General features: G+C 35.4%; 20 protein-coding genes, 1 tRNA gene and 1 pseudogene. 9 read left to right on the top strand and 13 right to left on the bottom strand.

Going from position 1 to position 19087, the window contains the following annotated elements; genetic code table 11:
- Positions 1-109 precede the first annotated feature (109 nt).
- Positions 110-1201: a glutamine-hydrolyzing carbamoyl-phosphate synthase small subunit gene (gene carA, locus NHG98_RS05045; protein WP_096617877.1), complete on the bottom strand. Its 1092-nt coding sequence runs from the start codon at positions 1199-1201 to the stop codon at positions 110-112.
- A gap of 196 nt (positions 1202-1397) precedes the next feature.
- On the opposite strand from carA, the gene NHG98_RS05040 reads away from it, so the two are divergent.
- Complete coding sequence (locus NHG98_RS05040; RefSeq protein ID WP_096617879.1) at positions 1398-1898, top strand: hypothetical protein; 501 nt, start codon at positions 1398-1400, stop codon at positions 1896-1898.
- 158 nt (positions 1899-2056) lie between these two features.
- Here NHG98_RS05040 and glpX read toward each other — a convergent pair whose 3' ends face one another.
- A complete protein-coding gene (glpX, locus tag NHG98_RS05035; RefSeq protein WP_096617881.1) occupies positions 2057-2974 on the bottom strand; it encodes a class II fructose-bisphosphatase in 918 nt (305 codons plus the stop codon).
- Positions 2975-3097: 123 nt separating this feature from the next.
- Between glpX and NHG98_RS05030 the strand changes: the two genes are divergently transcribed.
- Together NHG98_RS05030 and NHG98_RS05025 are read left to right on the top strand one after the other, a co-directional pair.
- On the top strand, positions 3098-3742 hold the full coding sequence (locus NHG98_RS05030; RefSeq protein WP_096617883.1) for a hypothetical protein: 645 nt from the start codon (positions 3098-3100) through the stop codon (positions 3740-3742).
- A 26-nt stretch (positions 3743-3768) separates the two neighbouring features.
- Positions 3769-4035 (top strand): hypothetical protein, encoded by a 267-nt coding sequence (locus tag NHG98_RS05025; protein ID WP_259245352.1) that lies wholly within the window; start codon positions 3769-3771, stop codon positions 4033-4035.
- A 190-nt stretch (positions 4036-4225) separates the two neighbouring features.
- Here the strand turns inward: NHG98_RS05025 and NHG98_RS05020 are convergent, their stop codons facing one another.
- Positions 4226-4357 (bottom strand): hypothetical protein, encoded by a 132-nt coding sequence (locus NHG98_RS05020; RefSeq protein WP_259245351.1) that lies wholly within the window; start codon positions 4355-4357, stop codon positions 4226-4228.
- 485 nt (positions 4358-4842) lie between these two features.
- Between NHG98_RS05020 and gatB the strand changes: the two genes are divergently transcribed.
- The 3 genes from gatB to NHG98_RS05005 are packed head-to-tail and all read left to right on the top strand — an operon-like array spanning position 4843 to position 9175.
- On the top strand, positions 4843-6264 hold the full coding sequence (gatB, locus tag NHG98_RS05015; RefSeq protein ID WP_096560636.1) for an Asp-tRNA(Asn)/Glu-tRNA(Gln) amidotransferase subunit GatB: 1422 nt from the start codon (positions 4843-4845) through the stop codon (positions 6262-6264).
- An 11-nt stretch (positions 6265-6275) separates the two neighbouring features.
- Entirely contained in the window at positions 6276-7934 is a 1659-nt protein-coding gene (locus NHG98_RS05010; RefSeq protein WP_259245350.1) for an ATP-binding protein, read from the top strand.
- An 11-nt stretch (positions 7935-7945) separates the two neighbouring features.
- The gene (locus NHG98_RS05005) at positions 7946-9175 is read left to right on the top strand and encodes an ankyrin repeat domain-containing protein (RefSeq protein ID WP_259245349.1); all 1230 of its coding nucleotides are present in this window, start codon (positions 7946-7948) and stop codon (positions 9173-9175) included.
- Positions 9176-9266: 91 nt separating this feature from the next.
- Here the strand turns inward: NHG98_RS05005 and NHG98_RS05000 are convergent, their stop codons facing one another.
- The 6 genes from NHG98_RS05000 to NHG98_RS04975 form a co-directional block, all read right to left on the bottom strand.
- Complete coding sequence (locus tag NHG98_RS05000; protein WP_096560637.1) at positions 9267-9686, bottom strand: YqaA family protein; 420 nt, start codon at positions 9684-9686, stop codon at positions 9267-9269.
- A 6-nt stretch (positions 9687-9692) separates the two neighbouring features.
- Positions 9693-11066 (bottom strand): cysteine--tRNA ligase, encoded by a 1374-nt coding sequence (gene cysS, locus NHG98_RS04995; RefSeq protein WP_096560638.1) that lies wholly within the window; start codon positions 11064-11066, stop codon positions 9693-9695.
- The gene (locus NHG98_RS04990; RefSeq protein WP_096560639.1) at positions 11059-11715 is read right to left on the bottom strand and encodes an exopolysaccharide biosynthesis protein; all 657 of its coding nucleotides are present in this window, start codon (positions 11713-11715) and stop codon (positions 11059-11061) included. Before NHG98_RS04990 ends, cysS begins: the two co-directional genes overlap by 8 nt.
- Positions 11716-11805: 90 nt before the next feature.
- On the bottom strand, positions 11806-12462 hold the full coding sequence (locus tag NHG98_RS04985; RefSeq protein WP_096560640.1) for an exopolysaccharide biosynthesis protein: 657 nt from the start codon (positions 12460-12462) through the stop codon (positions 11806-11808).
- A gap of 166 nt (positions 12463-12628) precedes the next feature.
- On the bottom strand, positions 12629-12796 hold the full coding sequence (gene tatA / locus NHG98_RS04980; RefSeq protein ID WP_006013840.1) for a twin-arginine translocase TatA: 168 nt from the start codon (positions 12794-12796) through the stop codon (positions 12629-12631).
- A 173-nt stretch (positions 12797-12969) separates the two neighbouring features.
- Positions 12970-13698 (bottom strand): ABC transporter ATP-binding protein, encoded by a 729-nt coding sequence (locus tag NHG98_RS04975; RefSeq protein WP_096560641.1) that lies wholly within the window; start codon positions 13696-13698, stop codon positions 12970-12972.
- A 148-nt stretch (positions 13699-13846) separates the two neighbouring features.
- Between NHG98_RS04975 and NHG98_RS04970 the strand changes: the two genes are divergently transcribed.
- A tRNA-Arg gene (locus NHG98_RS04970) sits at positions 13847-13923 on the top strand.
- Positions 13924-13948: 25 nt separating this feature from the next.
- Here the strand turns inward: NHG98_RS04970 and NHG98_RS04965 are convergent.
- The 4 genes and pseudogenes from NHG98_RS04965 to NHG98_RS04950 form a co-directional block, all read right to left on the bottom strand.
- On the bottom strand, positions 13949-14086 hold the full coding sequence (locus NHG98_RS04965; RefSeq protein WP_259245347.1) for a hypothetical protein: 138 nt from the start codon (positions 14084-14086) through the stop codon (positions 13949-13951).
- Positions 14087-14318: 232 nt separating this feature from the next.
- A pseudogene (locus NHG98_RS04960) lies at positions 14319-15239 on the bottom strand (IS110 family RNA-guided transposase).
- A 340-nt stretch (positions 15240-15579) separates the two neighbouring features.
- Entirely contained in the window at positions 15580-16335 is a 756-nt protein-coding gene (locus NHG98_RS04955) for an SDR family oxidoreductase (protein WP_096617875.1), read from the bottom strand.
- Entirely contained in the window at positions 16322-17137 is an 816-nt protein-coding gene (locus NHG98_RS04950; protein ID WP_096617874.1) for a YihY/virulence factor BrkB family protein, read from the bottom strand. The genes NHG98_RS04955 and NHG98_RS04950 overlap by 14 nt, the downstream gene beginning before the upstream one ends.
- A 402-nt stretch (positions 17138-17539) precedes the next feature.
- Between NHG98_RS04950 and NHG98_RS04945 the strand changes: the two genes are divergently transcribed.
- Both NHG98_RS04945 and NHG98_RS04940 read left to right on the top strand, forming a co-directional pair.
- Complete coding sequence (locus NHG98_RS04945) at positions 17540-18430, top strand: IS4 family transposase (RefSeq protein WP_096617923.1); 891 nt, start codon at positions 17540-17542, stop codon at positions 18428-18430.
- Positions 18431-18505: 75 nt separating this feature from the next.
- Positions 18506-18964 carry a transposase gene (locus tag NHG98_RS04940; RefSeq protein WP_096617925.1) on the top strand — a complete coding sequence of 153 codons (459 nt, stop codon included), beginning with the start codon at positions 18506-18508 and terminating at the stop codon, positions 18962-18964.
- Positions 18965-19087 lie beyond the last annotated feature (123 nt).

The following is a 19087-nucleotide window of genomic DNA, read 5'->3' as shown; positions in this document are numbered from 1 at the left end:
AATTTGTTAAGAGAACGCTATTTTAGTACCTTAACTCAAGCCTTTATTGTATTTAATACTAAACACCTAAAATTAAAAAATCAAGCAATAAAACCTGCCTTAATTAAAATCATGCAGATTTCATTTTATACAACACAATATTGTCAATAAAACGTCTAAACAAATAATGCGAATCATGCGTACCTGGCGCTTCTTCTGGATGATATTGCACAGAAAAGACTGAGTAATCCTTCATCACTATTCCCTCTACACTATTATCGAATAGAGAAATGTGAGTAATTTCAACATTACTTGGAAGAGAAGCTGAATCAACAACAAAACCATGATTTTGGCTAGTGATCTCAACTTTTCCACTAATTACATCATAAACTGGATGGTTACTCCCTCGGTGACCAATATCCATCTTGATGGTCTTTGCTCCCAAAGTAATCGCAAGTAATTGATGACCCATGCATATGCCAAAAATTGGTATTTCAGATTTTATAATAATGTCTATTTCTGAAACTACACTTTCTCCTATTTCTTGCGGATCACCAGGACCATTTGAAAGCACTATACCATCTGGATTCATACTCAACACTTTTTGAGCAAAACCTGTGCTTGGTCTGATTAATTCAACTGTACAACCAAGTTCTGTTAAGCGTGAAACTATACTGATTTTTACGCCAAAATCAACGATTACAACCCTATATTTTGCATTAAGGTCACCTTTAAAATTACTATGCAAGCTGACTTTATTGGTTATTTCTATCCCATTTACAGATTTGTATTCCTTCAATTTGTCCAACGCATGCGCCTTACTCGATGAGCATATCATTCCATTTTTAGATCCATGTTTTCTCAAATGTCTCGTTAAAGCTCTAGTATCAACTCCTGATATCCCAATCACGTTATTTTTCTCTAACCAATCATTTAAACTGATATATGAAGAAGGGTGGGACATAGAAGAAAGTTCACACATAACCACACCACTTGCAAAAATTTTCTCTCCTTCATTATCTTTATGATTTATTCCAATGTTACCAATATGAGGAAAAGTGAACGTTATAATTTGATCGGCAAAAGAAGGATCAGTTATAGTATGCTGATAACCGGTCATACCAGTGGTAAAACAGACCTCACCTATGCACTTGCCTTTTTTACCCACTGATTTTCCCCAAAAGCATTTACCATCTTGTAAAATTAAAACTGCGTCCTGCACTTCATTATCTATTTAACTGATTCAAAACAGTATACAAGAATTTTAAATAATACGTAACTCTTTCTAAAATTCCAAATTTAACCACGAGGTAGCGAAGAATAACATAAAAAAACTTTTAACGCGCCCTTTCATATGTTGACTCTCTCTGTATTTTATATTAGATGTAGGTAAATCATAAGTAAAGTGGAGGGTAACAATGAACACTAGTACAAATCAACCTAAAAAAATAAATGAGAAGTGGCTATTTATAGGAGTTGGCTCATTGTTCCTTGCAGTAATGCTACCATCAATTTTTCTTTTAGCAAAAATAGCTACAATATTTATTATGATCTCAACTGCAACAATAGCAATAAAAATTGCCTCAAAAGCAATATCAAATGTCTTAGAGAATAAAGATAATCAATCAACACAAAATAAAATTATAAATCTAGCTATTGGAGCAGTGTCCGTACTTGCAGGTGGGCTATCATTACTTATTACAGCAAAAGCTGGCGTAATTGCATTATGTTCAACTATAGCTATTTTAGCTCTATATGAATATGCTAAAGATGAAAAAATAGGTAAGTATATAAATAATAAACTAGATGAAATAGCTAACAATACGACTGAGTTCATTGTGAGCGGCATTGAAAAACTTATTCCAACAAAGCCGCCAGGGATAGATAACAGCCTAAACTGTCTCCGTTCAGCAGAGTGATTTAAGAAACAATAGATAGAGGGTTTTGAAAAGGGTTTAGCCTTCTTTTTATGTCCGTCTTGAAGAACTTCTTGTACAATTAGTTTCTCTTGAGAAAATGAATCTAACATTTTAACACTCCCTTTAACTCTTACATAATATATTGAAAAATAATTAACCTAACTTATAACTTGCAGCTTTATCAGCCTATTAGGCAGAATTATTAAAGAATTAGTTGAATAGGTATTATGATTCAATTTAACTCCATCCACAAGTTCTCCGTTTGTTACTCCAGTTGCAATAAACACTGATTCACCTTTTGCCATATCTTTTACGGTGTAGACTTTTTCTGGGTCATCAATATTCAAATTTTTTGCTCTTTCTCTTAACTGATCTGTGTCAAATATTAATCTTCCCTCCATCTGTCCGCCGATTGAGCTTAGCGCTGCAGCCGCAAGCACTCCCTCTGGTGCCCCTCCTATTCCGATATACATGTCGTGATTGCCATTTACTAGTGAAACTACAGCCGCAACATCGCCATCATCTATTAGTTTAATTTTTGCTCCTAACTTCCTGATTTTTACTATTAATTCATTGTGCCTTTCACGTTTAAGTATAGTTACTGTAAGATCATTTACTTTACATCCTTTTGCCTTGGCTAAATTGTCTAGATTCTTCTCAATGCTATTTTTTAGTGAGACTACACCCTCTGGAAGATTTTTTCCCACTGCTATCTTTTCCATATAAACATCAGGTGCATGTAAAAAATTACCTTCTTTCGTTGCAGCAAGAACGGACATTGCCCCTGATTTGTAATGAGCACAAATCGTAGTGCCCTCAAGTGGGTCAACAGCGATGTCAATCTCAGGACCATTTCCTGTACCAACCTTTTCCCCAATATATAGCATAGGAGCTTCGTCTCTCTCCCCCTCGCCAATTACGATAGTACCATTTATTTCCATTGAACTTAATACTGTACGCATTGCATCAACTGCAACCTGATCGGCCTTTTTTTCATCACCGAAGCCTGCTAGTTTATATGCAGCAAGTGCTGCAGCTTCAGTCACTTTCACTAATTTATAAGCTAAATCTTCCATCATTTGCTCGAGAATCATAAATAAAGAATCCAATATATATCATGCCACTTTAGACTGCAATATGTCTTGACTGGTTGTGGGAAAGTTGCTGTAATAAACTAACATGTAGTAGTAGGTTTAGTTATGGTATATAGTAATGATGATATTAGAGAGTTGTATCGAAAGATAGCTACAATTGTAAAATATGATGATAAGGGAATTGCTAGTCTTAAAGATTTGCAAAAGGAACTAAAGTGGAAAGAAGTTAATTTCCAAGATGAATGTGAAGGAGGCAATTTATTAGGAGACTTACTTCTAAAAGATGCAACCAAAAATAACAACATACGCGTTAAGGATTTTCTCCTCCAAAATGGGTGTAAACCCCTTCAACAAGAGCAAATAACCGCAGCAATAAACAAGGAAGAAGAAGGGCAAAATACACCTGATATAGGAGAAAATAAAGCAGACAGCAATGAAGTAGATTCTAGTAACTCCAGAGATGCTCAATTTTCTGTGCCAAATGAAAAAGAAGCTAAATATAAAAAAAGCAAGGACAATTTTTACACCTCATTAACAAAAGATGTTATTGGAGTTGTTATTACAGGATTATTCATTGCTGCTGCTGTAATGGTTCCATTTGTGGCTGGTGCAGCAATTTGCGGTATTATAGCTGCTTTGGTTGCAGTATGTACCGGATTGCATATAAACAATTCTACATTACCAAGCTATAGAGAAATGGAAAAAAATAAAGTTGAACACGTAAGTTCAAAAATTGCACAAACATTGTGATTTGAGAAAAATCTCCACTAGGAAGGGTGTCATGCCAGTGCTCCTTTTTTTGTCATCCGAGTAGCCCCTTTTTTGTCATTCCAGTGCCTATTTCTTTGTCATCCCAGTGCCCAGACACTGGGATCCAGGTTGCTCACAAGCAAACTAGCATAGAAAGTGGTTACAACGTTTTCGATGAGATTATATGGAAAACTGGATTCCAGACTGGAATGACACCCTACTTAACCGTTATTCCGCCGCAGACCGTCATACCGCGATTCATTCGCGGTATCTCTCAACATAGATCCCGCTAACACGTAGCGGGATGACGATTGTCATCCCAGCGCCTCTATGATGTCATCCAAGTGCCCTGACTACTTGGATCCAGGAAACTTAACTTTAAATAAGTGGCTGCATAATAAAGACTAGATTCCAGCGTCACGCGCTGGAATGACACCCTACTTAACCGTCATACCGCGATTCATTCGCGGTATCTCTTAGCCGCTAACACGTAGCGGGATGACGAAGATGCCACCGCGAACCGTCATTCCGCCGCAGCGCTAACAAGAGATACCGCTGCGGGATGACGAATTGCTTAACCGTCATGCCGCCACGAACCGTCATACCGCGATTCATTCGCGGTATCTCATCCGCTAACAAGAGATCCCGCTGCGGGATGACGGTTGTCGTTTAGTTATAAATATTAAGAAATTTACCAAATAAAAAAAAAGGCAAAAGAAGCCCCGAGTAGCGAGTTTTGACTCTATATTACTGTAAGTGGCGCTGCAATAATGTGCTGACGCTTAGTTTAAGCGCGATTTGGCTGAATGTAGAAAAAATAAAAAAGACATGCAGCCGCTATAATTTTATGTAATCCGCCAATAAATACTCTGAGTTTTTTACTGAATTTTGTCATTGAGCCTGCAGGTCAAAAACAAGTTTTGAGTCATAAATACCCTTAATACTACAATAAGGGGGCTGGCGGAGTTTGTCAAGTAAGTTTTTCGTTTAATTTTTCGTCCTGTTTCTACGGGTTGCATACCACTTAGCTAACATGAGTTTTGTTTTGACTTTTTGTGTTAATTTTGCAGAATATTAAGATTATCATTTAAATAAAATACATGACGAAAGAGGATTGGGAAGCGGTAATTGGGCTTGAGGTGCATGCTCAAGTTTCTTCTAATACGAAGCTATTTTCTAGCTCATCAACGGAGTTTGGTGCTGAGCATAACACTCAAGTTTCTCTAGTTGATGCGGCAATGCCAGGTACGCTGCCAATACTAAATTATTACTGCATAGAGCAAACAATACGCACCGGTCTTGCACTTTCTGCAGAAATTAATAAGTGTTCTTACTTTGATCGGAAAAATTATTTTTATCCTGATTTACCGCAAGGTTACCAGATAACCCAATTTTTTGAGCCAATAGTTAAAAATGGTAGAGTATTTATCAACGACAATGAAAAGGAAATAAGAATTGCGAGAATTCATTTAGAGCAAGATGCAGGAAAGAGCGTTCATGAGGAAAGCAAAACTTATGTGGATTTAAATCGTGCAGGGGTTGCTTTAATGGAAATTGTTTCAGAACCAGATCTCCGTTCATCTGCAGAAGCTGCAGAATGCATGAAAAAATTGAGGCAGATTTTGCGTTACACTGGTTCGTGTGATGGTGATATGGAAAAGGGATCACTTCGTTGTGATGCAAATGTTTCTGTTCGCCTAAAAGGCAGTAGTACATTTGGCACTCGTTGTGAAATAAAAAATCTGAACTCGATACGTTATATTGTGCAAGCTATAGACTATGAAATACAAAGACAAATTGAAATTTTAGAAAGTGGAGAAGAAATAAGTCAAGATACCTTATTGTTTGATGTCGCTTTGGGAAAAACAAAAGTGATGAGAAGCAAAGAGGATGCAAGCGACTATAGATACTTCCCTGAGCCTGATTTATTACCTGTTGAGGTAAGCCAGGAGAAAATTGATTTAATTCAATCATCTTTGCCCGAGTTGCCAGATCAAAAAAAGCTGCGATACATTGAGGAATTAGGTATCAATGAATACGATGCAAACGTCATTACTTCCGATAAGGCGATTGCTGATTACTTTGAGGAATTGATAAAAAAACATGATTCAAAGCTCGCGGTCACCTGGTTAACTGTAGAGCTTTTCGGTCGTTTAAATAAAGCAAATATTGATATTGTGAGCTCCCCAATCAAAGCAAATGCTTTGTCCGAACTCTTGGATTTTATCGTTGATGAAACAATCTCTGCTAAACTTGGTAAACAAGTTTTTGATATTATGTTTGAAACTGGAAAGCCTGCATCCCTTATTATAGAAGAGCAGGATCTCAAGCAAATAACTGACAAATGTCAAATTTCAGAGGTAATAGATAAAATCATCAATAGTAACCAAGATAAAGTTCAAGAATACAAAAGCGGTAAAACAAGATTATACGGATTCTTTGTTGGCGAAGTTATGAAATCCACTAAGGGAAAAGCCAGCCCTGATATTGTGAACTTGGTTTTGAGTGAAAGATTAGGATAAAAACAGGGGTAATGTATCTAGAAGATGATTCTATTTGGGGGGTCAAACGCATTTACCATGGTATTACCTTTCAAGAGTTATTGATCGTAATATCTCTAATGTCTAAGATGGGTAAAGAATGTTCTTTCTCTATAGACACAGAGAAAAAATCAGCTAAGGATTTTGATGATATTGTTCTTCGGTATGAACAAGATGGGAAAATAGTACATAGATTCATACAAGTCAAGCATAAGAAAGGTAGGCACAAAAAAATCAGCATAGGTGACTTATTAACACCGGGAAAGAATGGTGCTTTTGGCTTAATAAAATATCTCATTGCTTATTTAAAGATCAAAAGTAGTGGAGAGTTTGAGGGTGAAATAGAAGATTTTGTTGTTGTTACAAATGCTGATTTTGATTTCATAGATTTGACGCAATGCGGAGTGAGAAAACTCAGGATGATGTCGAGTGGAAAGAATAAAGAAAAGGAAATCTCAGTTATAAGGATAGACACACAAGATGAGTTTCTGGATATAGGTAATGGTGCAAGATATAAATTTGATAGTAGTATTATCCCATACTTGCAGGAGAATAAGAATTTTATAAAGCGTGAGGTAGGTAGAGAAGTCAGCGATAAAGAAATAGAAGACTTTTTAAATAAATTAGTATTTGCAGTCAATTTGCCAAGCGGAACTGAACTTAGTGAAATTATTAAGAGTGAATTGGGCAAGGAATTCAGCAATACTGATGCAAGTCACTTCTACAGCCGTTACCAGGAAGAAGTGCTGATTTTGCTGGAAAAAGAAGAAGAGGAGTTTCTATCATATGAGAAAGCAAAAGCTCTTCTTGAAGAAATAAGAGAGGAAGTCTTAAAAACACCTATTTGGCATAATGTGATGGACCCAATAGATAATTTTGTTGGGAGGGGTGACAAATTAAATGCTGTACATTGTGGACTTCAAAAAAGTGCGAGACAGATAATTGTTATTAGAGGTCCAAGTGGGGTAGGTAAAACTGAATTTGTAAAAAAATATGCTTACGACCATAAGGAATGTTATGATGGCAATGTTATATTTATAGATGCTAGGGACTCTAAAAGTATAAAAGAGTCTTTCTTGGAGCTAGCTGAAGATAAAAGGCTAGGGATTTCTGCTACAGATGAGCGTGGAAGCACAAAGGCGATAAAAAATATTGTTGAAGAGATATATACTTTTTTTGCGGGAAGAAGGAGCCTGTTTATTTTTGATAATGCTAGAGGATATAAGGATATTAGTAAGTTTTTACCACCCTTTTTGTATTCACAGCATCCTAATTGGAGAAAACCTTATATTTTAATCACTTCCTGCAGTGAAAAGTGGAAAGTAAGTAAAGCAGCAGGAAAGATAGAAGAAATATGGTTAGATAAATTCGAGGAAACAGAGGCTTTACAATTTGTTGAGAGGGCCTTGAATGTAGAAAGTGATTTCTGTGGTGGAAAAGAAAAAAGGTTAATAGAAGAGTCTTTTCCATTGGCTTTGGGACTAGCGGTTGCATATATTCAAAATGAAGATGGGGAGTTCCAATCAAAGAAACTAAGTAATTACTTAGAAGAGTATCAGCAGCAAAGAAGAAAATCGTTCGAAGAAGCAAAAGAGTTATTTATAAGGGAAAAAATTACAAAAGTGACACTAGTCATATTCGAGAAGCTTTAGCAACATGGAATATGACACGTAACAAGATAGAGAACAACAGGAGATATGAAAAACAATCTACAGACGTTTGGGATATCATGGCTTATTTTGCTCCTGACAAGATTCGTATAGAAGAAATTTTTTCCAAATTAATAGCAGATGATAAAGAAAAGTTATGGAGTGCTGTTGAGCTACTCAATAAATATAAAATGGTTAATTTGGAAGCAGGTATAGCGAATATTCACGAACTAGTGCAGGAAATAACTAGATTAAAGCTACAAAAGGCAGGCAAAGAAGAAGAAATTTTAAGAAGAGCTCTAGAATTGATAAATAGTGGTAGAGTAGTGAAGAGTACAAGCCATGTTACATCTGTTTGGGGATATGCAAGCAACCATGGTAGGTTGATTGATGATTTTTACTTTAACTCATCTTATATACATAGAGAAACGTTTTTTATAAAGGAAAGCACACCTTTACACTTGCTTGCTGAAAGTGGTGATTGTAAAGCAATTAATGCAATAATAGCACATATAGAAAAACATTACCCGAATAAACTGGGAGAAATTGTTAATGTTGAGAACAATCACGGTCAAACTCCATTACATATCGCTGCTGAAAATGGAAAATTGGATGTAACACAGCACCTGGTTAGCAAAGGTGCTGATATTAATGCTAAAGATAGTGTTTATGGTTCGACTCCATTCCACGCAGCTGCTAAGTGTGGAAGTGTGAACATAATAAAGTATTTTATTGGTAAGGGTATTAATATTAACGTTAAGAGCGGGTATGGGTATACACCGTTACACTTTGCTGCTGAGGCTGGTAGTTTTGACGCAGTAAAATATCTAATCAGAATAGGTGCTGATATTAATGCTGAAAACAAATTTAACAGAACTCCATTACATATCGCTGCTGAAGCTGGAAAATTGGCTGTAGTGGAATATCTAATCAAAGAAAGCACTTATGTTAATGCTAAAGACGAATATTGCAATACTCCGTTACACCTTGCTGCTTATAGTGGGGAATTGGGTATAGTGAAGCACCTTATTAGTAATGGTGCTGATGTTAATGCTAAAGACAAATATGGCAGGACTCCATTACACCTTGCTGCTATGATGAGAAAAGTTGATATAGTGAAAACACTGCTAAAACACAATGCAGACATTAACGCTAGAGATGATGATAAACTGACAGCATTACATTATGCTGGTTATCGTAACAAACTTGTGGAATTGCTTTTAGCTCATGGTGCATCCTTATAACTATTGAAATTTTGCATTTAATTTATAGCTCAGCCTCTGTCAGGGCATAGGATGACAAAAGTGGGCTTTAATAGCTGTAGTACTATAGCTGTTATACTCCAAAAGTAAGTATTAGATATAATAAATAGAAGAAATTAGATAGAATGATTAAAGGGGCAAGGATATAAAGGTTTAACTTGAAATAACCTGATAAAATTTGAATCACACTTCCAAGTGCTGGCACCCACGAAAGTAATAAAGTTGCAAAAATTAGCAAATTTTTTGTAACTTTTGGCATTGTATATTCGTTTTCTAATTTGTGGTATGATTTTCGTATAGAGATTGTTATTCTACCTAAATACCAGTTAACTATTCCACCAAGGCTTGATCCTAGTACTCCAAAGAACAACATCAGTAGTAGATTGTGATGTGATCTAAAGTACAGCATAGCTTCAAACATAAAGCCTTGGTGTATAGGCAAGATTAACGATGATAATAGGCTGTCTTTAAACAGCAGAAAGTAATCTTCCATATAAGTTTACCAAGTTGTTGTACCATCTTCATTGTCAGAAATTGTAATCCCCTTTTGTTTCAACTGATCCCTTATTTTGTCTGCAGTATCGTAATTTTTATTTTTTTTTGCAATTTTTCTTAAATCTATCAATCTTTCTATTTCTTGATGACTCACACCAGCAGCAAACCACTCTTGATAACTTGACTCAAGAAGACCAATAAATCTGGCACTCTTAACAAAACTCTCAGTTAATTTAAGCTTTTCACTTTCATTACTCATTTTGTTGATTTTTGCAGCCATTTCATGTAATATAGCTAGAGCTTCAGGAATGTTTAAGTCGTTTTTTAAAGCGTCTATAAAATCTTTAGAAATCTCTGCGTTACTTTCATCAATATTTGTTGTATCTAAACCACGTGATAATCGATAAAATTTATTTAAGGTTTCCTGTGCATCAGAAATAACGTTTTCTGTCCAATCAAGTGGTTTTCTGTAGTGAGTTTTGAGCAGTGCATAGCGTATTACTTCACCCTTTATTCCACTATCTAGCAAATCCCTTACTTTGACTATATTAAATAAGGACTTGCTCATTTTTTCTTCGTTTATTGTAAGGAAGCCGTTATGTATCCAGTATTTTGCAAACATTGATCCAGCAAATGCAGACTTACTCTGTGCAATTTCATTTTCATGGTGAGGAAATTGTAAATCTATGCCGCCACCATGAATATCAAAATCTTTGCCAAGATAAGCATATGACATTGCTGAGCATTCTATATGCCATCCAGGCCTGCCCTCTCCCCATGGGCTATCCCAATAACTTGAAAGTTTGTAGTCAATATCACTTGCAGGCTTCCACAGTACAAAATCTCCAGGGTGCTTTTTATTTTCATTAACTTCAACTCTGCTACCTGGAACCAATTCATCAGTTTTTTCTCCTGATAAAGCACCATATTCATGGTAAGATTCTATATTAAAATACACGTGTTTGTCAGATTCGTAAGCGTGGCCTGATTGCAGTAAATGTTCAATTAATTCTATAATATAATCTACGTTTTCTGTTGCTTTTGGCTCGTGTGTTGGCTCTTTACAATTTATACTTTCCATATCATCATGAAAAGCTTTAATGTAATATGTCGTTATACTTTCTGTGTTGCTATTTTTCTCGCTTGCTGCATTAATTATCTTATCATCAATGTCGGTTATGTTACGCACATAGGTAACTTTGCCATAACAAAACTTAAGTAGCTGAAATAACACATCATACACAACAACAGACCGTGCATTGCCTATATGTGCTGTGTCATATACTGTTGGTCCGCAAACATACATTTTCACATGATCTTTATCGATTGGTGTAAAAAGTTCCTTTTTTTTTGTTAAGGTGTTGTAAAGCCTAACCATATACGAAGCTTTTGAGAAAAGAAAATGCCCCAATGATAAGTTGTGGCCCTTTGACTACTACAACAAGAGTAAGCAATAGTCCACACAATGATATTAAAATTCCCAATATGGATAGAAAACCATCTTTACTCATAATACCAAGTGAAATAAGAGTCGTACCAATTGCAGGAATAAAGTTGGTAAGAGGTAATGGAAGAGCTATTGATAATGCACAAAGCAACATTACAAAAGCTAAAATTTTTTCGCCAGGCCCATAGAAAATAAAAGACATTCTTGGTTTCATGAACTTTTCTATTTTTTTTAATGCTGGAGAAGTTTTCTCCACCACAAGAGCTAGTGTTGAACGCTGAAAAGATCTTCTTTCCAACCAATGCGGCATCCAAGGAGAATCAAATCCAAATAAAAGCTGCAGCGAGAATAAGATTAAAGGTATAGAAAGAATAGTTGTATAACCAGGTGGAACCGGTATAGGCACCGATAGCGGCAAGGAGAAGATGATTATTAAAATACCAAAACCTCGCTCATGCAAAGCTGTTTTAATGTCAAATAAAGTTACTTTATCGCTATCATTGTTATTGGTATCTGCAACCTCTTTTAGAATATCAGAAGCTAGTTTATCACTTTTAGTCAACTTATCATTTTTTGACATGAAAAACCCTTGATAAAAATAATTCTTAACACAATTATTGTTTTATTTCAATATGCATTACTCATTTCGCGCTAGTACTTCATTCTTTTGTTAAAGTGTTGTAAAACTTTTAAGAAGAGAAAGTGCTCCGGTTATAAGTTGTGGTCCTTTGACTATTACAACAAGGGTAAGCAACAACGCACACAATGATACTAAAACTCCCAATATGGATAGAAACCCGTCTTTACTCATAATACCAAGTGAAATAAGAGTTGTGCCAATTGCAGGAAGGAAGTGAGTAAAAGGTAATGGAAGAGCTATTATGATTGCACAAAGCAACATCATAAAAGCCAAAATCTTCTCACCAGGCCCATAGAAAATGAAAGACATTCTTGGCTTCATGAATTTTTCTATTTTTTCTAATACAGAGGAAGTTTTCTCTACCACAAGAGCTAGTGTTGAACGCTGAAAAGACTTTCTTTCTAGCCAACTGGGCATCCAAGGAGAATCAAATCCAAATAAAAGCTGCAGCGAGAATAAGATTAAAGGTATAGAAAGAATAGTTGTATAACCAGGTGGAACCGGTATAGGCACCGATAGCGGCAAGGAGAAGATGATTATCAAAATACCAAAACCTCGCTCATGCAAAGCTGTTTTAATGTCAAACAAAGTTACTTTATCGCTATCATTGTTATTGGTATCTGCAACCTCTTTTAGAATATCAGAAGCTAGTTTTTTATCTTTAGTTAGTTTCTCACTTTTTTGCACAATTATCCTTTAATAAAATATTCCTCCTAAGCTAACATAGTTGTTGCTGTATTTCAATATTTGTTATTTATTTCATACCAACACTTCATCTCTTTCATTTTTTAACCTGACTAAGTTTTTAAACAGATGACATGCACTAAGGTGCATGTCACGAAGTATGAGGACGCTAACGATCCGGTTCATTAGACGATAATTTTTCTGAGTCCTTAAGCTCCTGTTTAAGGTTTTTGATGCCTTTTCCTAAATCACCCATAACTTGCGGTAATCTGCCTGCACCAAACAGAACTAAAATTATTATTAAGACTAGAAACAATTGCCATGGTCCTAAACTCATTTTCACCTCCATTTAAAATATTGACCTTTAAATGTTAAAACTTGACTGAAGTCAAGCAACACATAGATTATATCACCTTTATTTAATTATAAATCAAGGTTTTTTAATTATTTTATAACAACTCCAAACTAGATTGTTTTCTTGCAGCGAATAAGTGGAAACTTTTCGCTTAACTATAGAGTAGAGGAGAGCTCACTAAAAAACTTTGCTAGCGTATCATCTCTAGGCCTATGGTATATATCGCTAGAAACCCCTGATTGAATAATTTTACCATTTTTCATTACATAGATAAAATCTGCAACTTTCAATGCTTCTTGCGGGTCATGAGTTACCATTAGCACAGGGATATTTTTACTTCTAAAAAGGGACAATATATGTTGTCTTATTCGGCACTTGAGCAGTATATCCAAATTAGAAAATGGTTCATCTAACAACACAACATCAGGGTTTTGTGCCATCACTCTTGCTATTGCAACTAATTGTTGTTGTCCTCCAGATAAGGCGTTAGGGTACATATTTTCATATTTTTCTATATTGAGTAACTTCAAGATTTCCAATGCAATTAGGTGCTTTTCTCTCTTGGAAGAGCTGCGGATAGCAAAGGTTATATTTTCTACTACTGTTTTGTGAGGAAATAATGCAGAATGCTGAAAAATCAATCCGATATTTCTATGCTCTATAGCGACTGATGCCTTATTGCTTGCAACTAACCTATCATTTATAAAAATAATTCCAGATTTTGGATTTTCTATCCCTGCAATTAATTTCAAAATTGTTGACTTGCCACAGCCAGAATGCCCCAATAAACATGCAACACTTCCTTTTTTTACTTTAATGTTTATATTGCTTAAAGCAAAGTCGTCTTGATTGTTATAGAAATAACCAATATTGTTAACTAGCATTAATCTTACTTAAACCATGTTATTAAATATAATAGCATTATACTCAAGAAGTACAGAAATGTTTTTTGTCGTCATAAATTGGTTATGCAAGAAATCTAGAAAAGAGAAGGATTTTTTGCTATAACTTTACATAAATGGTAGGAAACACGGGACTATAGCTCAGCAGGATAGAGCGTTGGACTCCTAATCCGAAGGTCGTGCGTTCGAATCGCACTAGTCCCACCACATTAAATTTCATGGAGATTTTTTTTCACAAATACACACACCTATCCAGTGTCAAGCACTGGAATCTCGGTAACCCATACGTCATACCGCCGCGGTATCTCGGCAATAGATCCCGCTGCGGGATGACGAATTGCTTAACCTTCATACCGCCACGAACCGTCATATCAACTATGTTTTTTTTAAATTTTTTGAATTTAGTTTTATTACAACTCTTGTTTATAATTTTGTATTTTTATTCAATTAGAAAATGCATTTTTGACAATAAACACCCTAATTTATCATAGAAAAATTTTATATCAAACAACAGTTACTGCTTAGATTTTATGGTTAACGAATATGTGCTTTAAGTGTGTGTGGACGCACATATTCGTTAACTTATTTTCTATGCAGATTTTTTAATTCACATTAACTGCTTCTTTAAGCCTGGCATTAGCAATAACCATAATTTTACGCATTAGAGCTTACCATCTTCTTCTTACCACTTTCAATGAGCTTGGAATAAAAGGCACCAAGTGCAGATTTGGACTTTGCAGCAGCCATTGCAGCCGTAAAAAGCTTAGTACGAACATTGCTTCTACCGCCTGTTATTCTTCGATAACCAATAGCTTTTCCACTTTCTTTTGGATGCGGTGCAACTCCAGCAAGACTTGCTACTTCTTTTCTGTTTAAGTAGCCAAGCTCCGGCATCAGACACACAAAATCTTGTGATAACTTTGGACCTATTCCTGGCACTGTTCTCAGAATTTTTTGGCGCTTCTGTAACTCTAGATTTTTATCAATGATTTTTTGTATGGCATTATTGAGCTTATTTATCTGACTGTTAAAAAAGTCAATGGTTTTTTGGCAACTTTTTTTTGTGTAGTCATTTTCAGGTGCTTCCAACCTACATTTCTCTTGGGCTCTCATTTGTGTAAGGTCATCACGACGTTGACAAAGTGCAATCAAAGTTGATTGTTCTTTAGAAGTAGGGAGAAAGAGTTCTATGGCGCATACTGAGCAAGAGCCATTGCATCTGATTTATCAGACTTTGCTAAAGTTCCGTGAGACAAGATAAAGCTTTTTACTTTACGGGTATTAGCTCGATGTACAGCGATATTCTTGTCAATAAGAAAATGCGATAAACCAAGCTCATATTTTCCTGTATTTTCTAAAGTTACTAAAGAATTAGGTAAGATACCTGAAAACTTTTTAAACAATTGTTGCCAACCAGAAGCATTATTATCAAATTCGACAACACTCTTCTGTGTGTGAACCGCAACAACATTTTTAAATTTTCCGATGTCAATACCAATAAAGTTTTGATAAGATGTAACCATATTAACAACCTCGATAGTTTATTGATTTAAGATTGTAAACGGGTGCATACATATGTCCCATGCAACTATTCAAACGTATCGAGGGATAGGGCTAGTGTACCTTGATATAGACGGTTGTTATAACACCAACGCCGCGCACACGCCCGTGATAGCTCTATTCCTATAGTGAGTAGAGTTATCTTCCCTCTTGTTTCTTTTATAACATATTTTTAACTTACAACCGCCGCGGCGCTAACACGTAGCGGGATGACGGCAGTCCTACGTCATACCGTCACGGTATCTCATCCGCTAACACATAGCGGGATGATGGTTTCTCAAATCGTCGTTAGCTATATGTAATTTATTCGGGAGATTTGCTAAGCGGTAAGATTTCTCCTGATACGCTGCAATCTTCAGAAGCTAACTCCACAAATTTGTCTGTTAGTTTATCAGGTGACACCAATTCAGATCCAGGAAATGCTTGCTCACTACCCACAGGTCCTTTCGTGTATACAGCATTTACACATAATTTTGTATGTTTTGTCTCAGATGCATATATCTGCACCATTATTTCTAGTGCAACTTTACTTGCAGCATACGGCATCCAATATGGATAAGAGGAAGGAGAAAGTGTCACCTCTGAGGTCATGAATATCACTCTTCCAGCATTAGACTTCTTTAGCATTGGATCTAAGTTTTTTAGTAAGTACCAATTGGCAGTAAAATTTGTATTCATTACGTTCTGTAGCTCTTCAATCTCACAGTCGTGAATGGGGTTCAGTTTGCCTGAAATTCCAGTACACGCAACTAATATATCAAGTGCTCCAGATTCTGATAATTTCAGGCTTTCTATCATGTTTGTCAGTATCTTTACATTCTCAAAGTCTAAAAGATCAAGCTGAATTAGTTTCACAGAGCCTTCTTTAAATTCTTCAAGCTCTTCAATTTCATTATATAGTGGCTTGAGATTATCAAGAGATCTTGAAATCAGAATCACACATGCACCTTCTCTTATAAACCTTTTTGCAACAGCAGAACCTATCTTACCTGAAGCTCCGGTGATTAAAGCTACTTTACCTTCTAACTTACCCATTTCTTTCTCCTTAGCGAGATTCATTGAAATATTTGAGCTGAAAATTAAATTTTGCTCCATATATAAAAATCAAACTTAGCATATAAAAAAATAATAATGACACTACCATACCACCTAAACTCCCATATATCAAATTCAGTTGGTCAAAGGAAGCTTTTAAATATTGCTTGAAAGCTGAAGCGGAAATTGTCCAAAGAATAACAGCCACACAAGATCCAGGAAAGACGTCTGATAAATTTTGTTTTATGTTTGGCAACATAAAATATAGCCAAGAGACTACTGTGAAAAGTACAAATTCAATGAGGAGATATTTAGTATAACTAATCCCCTGATAGGAAAAATCAATTAGCATTGGCACTAATGTAGAGAACACTATAGTTAGAGTTACAATAAGTGTGATCACTAAAAATTGTAATATACTGAGCACTCTTCTCAAGATATAAGGTGGAGAAACCGGAACTTTATAGGCTTTATTCAATATCGTTCTAAATCCTTCAATTGTCGATGAAGCGGTCCAAACAGCACCTACAATTGCTAAAGTTAGTAAGCTTTGTGGCGGGCCTGATATTATCTCCCTAATGCGCGGCATTAAAGATGCTAGGATATCCTGTGGCATGTTATCAACAATAAATGCCCAGCCGACGTTATATTGGTCTAAGAAATTTGCGAATGTTGATGCCACAGCCATTAAAACGATGAGAAAAGGAAATATTGATAACAGAATTAAAAATGATAAATACCCTGCATGCTCCACTCCATCATTATGAATTGTGTCAATCAAAGCACGATAAAGGCAATAAACGATGCTGTAAAATTTCTGTAGCACTGTAATATAAACGAACCAAGAAAAGTATTCTAAATGAAATAAAGGATACTTTTAAGCAAAAAATCCTCACCATTTACTTAAATTTAATCAAAGTGAACGTTGTATGCATCATGGGTTTTAAAATTAGTTGTTTTAGATGTTAATCTTGCTGCTATAATCCCTAATCCTTCGGTCTTTTTATGATTTTTATATGAAATATAACTCGTGTCCTGGATAGCTAATACCAATTCTCACTGCACAACAAACAGATAGACAATAATGGAAAAAAAGCCATACTAAACTAAGTGTAATAGCGAGGTATAAATGGCATTAAGATCAAAATTATTGGATGAAAAAGTAGTGGAATCCTTACTTTTACCCACAAATGTAAAAAGTGAGTAAGCTAAATAATTTAGGATCAAAATGATAGAAACAAGTACAAGCGTGCAATATACAGATGGCTTAGGGGATAAATGGCTGGAAAGAGAGTTAAAACACATTAATTTGGGAGATATAAGGCTTAAAAAAAGACTTATAAAAACAAGTTATTGCATAGAGGGTAAGGCATCTGGTTCAATTAATCAAAGCTGTAGTGGATGGAAAGAAGCTAAGGGTGCATATAGATTATTTAGCAATGAAAAGCTTGAAGATAAGGAAATTTATTCTTCCCATTGTAAAGAAACTAAGGAAAGAATAAAAGGAAACCAGTTGGTCTTTTCAGTTCAAGATACAAGTTATTTGGATTTTGACTCTCATATAAAGACCAAGAGACTAGGGAGTATTTCTAAAGCTTATACAAAGCATAAAATGGGTTTACTGTTGCATAGTGCCTTAATAGTCAGCAAAGAAGGATTACCTTTAGGTCTATCTTCCCAACAATGTTGGGCGCGTTCTATTAGGGAAGAAGAAACGGCACAAGAAAAAGCAAACAGAAAATACCGTACCTCCATAGAAGAAAAAGAAAGTTATAAGTGGATAACAGCTCTCAAAGAAACTATAAACAACCTTCCTCCAAATGTACAACTTGTTACCCTTGGTGATAGGGAAGCAGACATCTTCAAATTTTTATGGGTGGCTGAGACGTTAGGTAGTTTTTATGTAATCCGCAATCGAGCTAATAGAAGATTTATCTGTACTGAAGTCGGAAAAACAGATTTGCAAACACGCATCACTCAACTGCCAGTAAAAAAGAAAATTTCTCTAGAAGTTACTAAAGGTGGAAACCAGAGATCAAGGAAAGCTAATATTGAAGTTAAGTATATGAAAGCCTATCAGATCTTCTTCCATTTATGGGTCAAAAGATACAATACATAAAATAAGTCCCTGTATATGTGGTAAGTGCAAAAGCTCCTGATGGATTGGAAGCTGTCGACTGGACTCTACTAACTAATGTACCATACTTTAGATGCCATAGAAAAGATAAATTGGTATAAGCTAAGATGGAAAATTGAAGAGTATTTTAGGATTTTAAAATCAGGATGTAAGATAGAAAGCTCTCGCTTAGCTACAAAAGAAAGATTACAGAAGTTAATTGCTATAAAAAGTATAATCGCGTTTAAAATTTTATATTTGACAAAAGTGGCTTTATCAAATCCCATGGAAATTTGTACTAAAATTTTAAGCAACGAAGAGTGGAAGGTCCTTTACATGCGTGAGTATTGGGTAGCAACATTACCCGAAGAACCTCCAAACATAAAACAAGCTATTATTTGGTTAGGAAAATTGGGTGGATTTATGAATAGAAAAAGTGATAATTTACCAGGGTCTATGACTCTATGGCGGGGCTATGAAAACCTTAAGGAGAGCATAGTTATGCTTCACATAATGACCTCTCAAAATTGTGGGTAAAAGTAAGAGCTCAATCCTGTTGAGAGGTTTTGGTTATATATAAAACAGAACATTTTGTGCAATAAAATATACGATACAATTACCCTGCTTGAGCGCACTTTGTGTAAATTTGTTACCTCTCTT

Source organism: Wolbachia endosymbiont of Aedes albopictus (genome assembly GCF_024804185.1).
GTDB classification, from domain to species: Bacteria; Pseudomonadota; Alphaproteobacteria; order Rickettsiales; family Anaplasmataceae; genus Wolbachia; species Wolbachia pipientis_B.
This window is presented reverse-complemented; position numbering and strand designations above follow the sequence as displayed.